Annotated in this window: 5 protein-coding genes; 4 read left to right on the top strand and 1 reads right to left on the bottom strand. The window is 69.3% G+C overall.

Annotated elements, in window-relative coordinates:
- The first annotated feature begins 2 nt into the window (after window positions 1-2).
- The 4 genes from AC1D2K_RS32340 to AC1D2K_RS32325 are packed head-to-tail and all read left to right on the top strand — an operon-like array spanning window position 3 to window position 2,310.
- Window positions 3-290 (top strand): ferredoxin, encoded by a 288-nt coding sequence (locus AC1D2K_RS32340; protein WP_478094230.1) that lies wholly within the window; start codon window positions 3-5, stop codon window positions 288-290.
- A 38-nt stretch (window positions 291-328) separates the two neighbouring features.
- Window positions 329-628, top strand: coding sequence for a 2Fe-2S iron-sulfur cluster-binding protein (locus AC1D2K_RS32335; RefSeq protein ID WP_478094228.1), 300 nt, complete (start codon window positions 329-331; stop codon window positions 626-628).
- Window positions 625-1,374, top strand: coding sequence for a sulfite exporter TauE/SafE family protein (locus AC1D2K_RS32330; RefSeq protein WP_478094226.1), 750 nt, complete (start codon window positions 625-627; stop codon window positions 1,372-1,374). The genes AC1D2K_RS32335 and AC1D2K_RS32330 overlap by 4 nt, the downstream gene beginning before the upstream one ends.
- Before the next feature lie 18 nt (window positions 1,375-1,392).
- Window positions 1,393-2,310: an ornithine cyclodeaminase family protein gene (locus AC1D2K_RS32325; protein ID WP_478094224.1), complete on the top strand. Its 918-nt coding sequence runs from the start codon at window positions 1,393-1,395 to the stop codon at window positions 2,308-2,310.
- A 12-nt stretch (window positions 2,311-2,322) separates the two neighbouring features.
- Here AC1D2K_RS32325 and AC1D2K_RS32320 read toward each other — a convergent pair whose 3' ends face one another.
- The gene (locus tag AC1D2K_RS32320; RefSeq protein WP_478094222.1) at window positions 2,323-3,018 is read right to left on the bottom strand and encodes a GntR family transcriptional regulator; all 696 of its coding nucleotides are present in this window, start codon (window positions 3,016-3,018) and stop codon (window positions 2,323-2,325) included.
- Between the last annotated feature and the right edge of the window lie 336 nt (window positions 3,019-3,354).

Here is a 3,354-nt window from a genome sequence, read left to right as displayed (position 1 = left end):
ACCTGATATTGACCAGCAAGCCCGGGCAATTCCGCACCGAACTCGTCGAGGGCCTGCGGCGCGTCGAGTCCGCCGACTACTTCTTCTTCGGCCGCTGCAAGGCGCGCTTCGTGATCGCGGAAGTCGTGTCGGACTGCCGCGTCACGGTGATCGACGAGACGCCGCCCGAGGTCGTCAACCACGTGCCGATCAAGTTCTTCGAGAAGTTCGAAACCGTCGAACTGGCGCGCGCCGCGCTGCGGCACCTGGTGCACGAAGGCGATGCCGACGTGGTGCTGGTGCCCAGTTGACTCCCATGCCGCCGCCCGCGGCGGCCCTTCCCCCTTCCATGATCCAGATCACCTTTCTCAGCAACAACGCCAAGGTCGTTTCCGCGCCCGAAGGCGGCAACCTGCTGCGCATTTCGCTGCGCGAACAGGGCGGCATCCCCTTCAAGTGCGGCGGCGGCCTCTGCGGCACCTGCAAGTGCCGCATCGAGAACGGCGTCGAGCACACCGACGCCATCAAGGCCAAGGAAAGGAGGCACCTGTCCGAGGACGAGGTGAAGCAGGGCTGGCGCATGGCCTGCCAGACCTTCGTCAACGGCGACATCGCCGTGTCCTGGCAACCGCGCGACATCAAGAGATGATCGCTTCACTGCTGCCCGAGGGCATGAGCCTGGGCCACTACGCCGGCATGGCCGCGATGGTGCTGGTGGGCGCCTGCCTGCAAGGCATCGGCGGCGTCGGCTTCGCGATGTTCTCGGCGCCCATCGCCGCCCTGTTCTATCCCGAACTCGCGCCGGGCCCGCTGCTCGCGCTCGGCGGGCCGCTGGCCCTGATGTCGGCGCTGCGCGAGTTCGACCAGGTCGACTGGGCCGCTGCGGGCGTGGCGCTGATCGGCCGCGTGGTCGGCACGCTGGGCGCCGCGGTGTGCCTGCTGCTCTTGCCTGCCGAGCTGCTGACCGTGATGTTCGCGCTCTTCATCCTGGCGGGTGTCGTGCTGAGCCTGAGCGGCCGCCGCATCGACGCCTCGCGCGGCAACATGGTCGGTGCCGGCATCGCCTCGGGGCTGATGGGCACCATCACGTCCGCGGGCGCACCGCCATTCGCCCTGGTCATGCAGTACCTGCCGCCGCCGCGGCTGCGCGCCACGCTGGGCTGCGTGTTCTTCGTCGGCGCCGCCTTCTCGCTGGTGATGCTGGCGAGCGTCGGCCGCTTCGGCCGGCACGAGCTGTGGCTCAGTGCCTGGCTGCTGCCCTTGATGGTGGCGGGCTTTGCACTCTCGGGCCCGCTCCATCGCCGCGTGTCGCGCGGCGCGGTGCGCGGCCTGCTGCTGGCACTGTCCGCCTTCGGCGCCATCGCCTTGCTGGTGCGCGAAGTCATCGCTTTCTGACATTTCGCTGGAGTCGCCTTGCAACACATCACCGATTCGATGGTCGACGCGCTGGTCTCGCCGGCCGATGCGCAACAGGTGTTGCGCGACGCCTTCCTGCGTTTCGGTGAGGGCACGGCCGCGATGCAGGAGCGCATCCGCACCGAGGCCGGCGGCGTCAAGCTCTCGACGCTGGGTGCAGTCATCCCTGGGCAAGGCGTTGCAGGCGCCAAGGTCTACACCACGATCAAGGGACAGTTCTCCTTCGTGATCCTGCTGTTCTCGACCGAGGACGGCCGGCCGCTGGCGTCCTTCGACGCCGGTGCCATCACGCGGCTGCGCACCGCCGCCTGCTCGGTGATCGCCGCCCGCCATCTGGCACGCCCCGACGCACGAAACCTGGCGCTGTTCGGAGCGGGTGCGCAGGGCCAGGCCCACGCGGTACAGATGGCGGCCGCTTTCGGCCTCGAGAGCATCCGCGTCTGCACGCCACGCCCTGCCGCGGGGCTGGCGGAAAGCCTCACCGAGAAGTGCGGCGGCGTGCCGGTGCGACAGTGCGATGCCGACGAAGCGCTCGACGGCGCCGACATCGTCGTCACGGCATCGCGCGCCGCCACACCGCTTTTCCCGGGAGAGCGCCTGCCCACGGGCTGCTTCGTTGCCGCTGTTGGCTCGAGCCTGCCGCACACCCGCGAGCTCGACGACGTCGCGCTGTCGCGCGCGGCGCTGGTGGCGGTCGAATGGCGGCGGCAGTCGCTGCGCGAGGCCGGCGAACTGGTGCAGGCCGCGGAAGGCGTGCTGCCCGATGAAAAGATCGTCGAGCTCGCGCAACTCGTGAGCGGCCGCGTGCCCGGACGCCGCAGCCCGGAGGAGATCACGGTCTACAAGTCGGTCGGGGTCGGCCTCGAGGATGTGGCGCTGGCCGGCCTGGCCTGGCGCCGGCTCGCGGGCGGCTGAGCCGGCAGCGTCTCAGTCGGGCGTCTTCGACGCCGAGGGCGCCGTCGGCGCAAGCGTCCCCGGGAGTTCGGCCGCGCTGTAGACATGGCGCGCCGCGAGCAGCGCCGCCAGCTCGGCATCGCCGGCCACCACGGCACGCAGGATGGCGGCGTGCTCCTGCCAGTTGGCGTGCATGCGTTCGCGGTTGTTCACGGTGAAGAAGAGCGCGGTGCGCTCGCGCAGCGAACGCATGATCTCCTGCAGCACCGAATTGGCGGCGACGTTGCCCAGCGCCTCGTGAAAATCGAGGTTCAGGGCCGAGATGCGCGCCAGATCGTCATCGCTGGTGAGCTGCGAGCCTTCGGCCAGGATGCGTTCGAGCTTGGCGATCTGCGCCGGATCGTGGCGCCGCGCCGCCAGCTTGGCGTTGAGTGCCTCGAGCGTCGCGCGCACCTCGACCATCTCGTGGATCTGCTCTTTCGTGAAGGTGGTGACCGTCGCGCCGCGCCTGGGCTCGATGGCGACGATGCCTTCGGCCGCCAGGGCGCGCAGCGCCTCCCGGACCGGCATGCGCGAGACGCCGAGCTCCTCGGAAAGGCGGCCCTCGACCAGGCGCTCGCCCGGCGCCAGCTCCCCGCTCAGGATCCGCTCGCGCAGCGCCGTCAGGACAAGCTTGGTCAGCGGCGCATGGCGCTCGCCCAATTTGCCATCGATGTTCAGTGCTTCCATTGCTCGGCGCTACGCGGTATACGAAATCCACATTGTGCCCGCTCGAGCGACTTCAGCGTCACGCCCCCCGGAGACCCCATCGAGCTCGAGACGCGAGACCGGCCGACCGGCCTGGTGCAGAACACGATCCATACAAGGTCGGAAGGTGCCCCAAGCCCGCACGATGCGGGGCTTTGCATTTTTCGCTATTCAAACGGCGGTGTCTCACCCTCAAGCCGCCAGGTCTTCAACACCGGCACGAGCGCTGCCGAGGCGATGGTGACCATGTGCGCGGTCACGCGACCCCCCTTGAACGCGACAACGAGTTCCGGACGCCCCTCGCGCAGCATCTGAGCG

The organism is Variovorax sp. P1_H12_2 (assembly GCF_056405335.1).
This window is presented reverse-complemented; position numbering and strand designations above follow the sequence as displayed.

What these genes read in the sequence shown, in the direction of transcription:
- AC1D2K_RS32320 (WP_478094222.1), bottom strand. Translation starts at nt 3,018, where the DNA reads ATGGAAGCACTGAACATCGATGGCAAATTGGGCGAGCGCCATGCGCCG.
- AC1D2K_RS32335 (WP_478094228.1), top strand. Translation starts at nt 329, where the DNA reads ATGATCCAGATCACCTTTCTCAGCAACAACGCCAAGGTCGTTTCCGCG.
- AC1D2K_RS32330 (WP_478094226.1), top strand. Translation starts at nt 625, where the DNA reads ATGATCGCTTCACTGCTGCCCGAGGGCATGAGCCTGGGCCACTACGCC.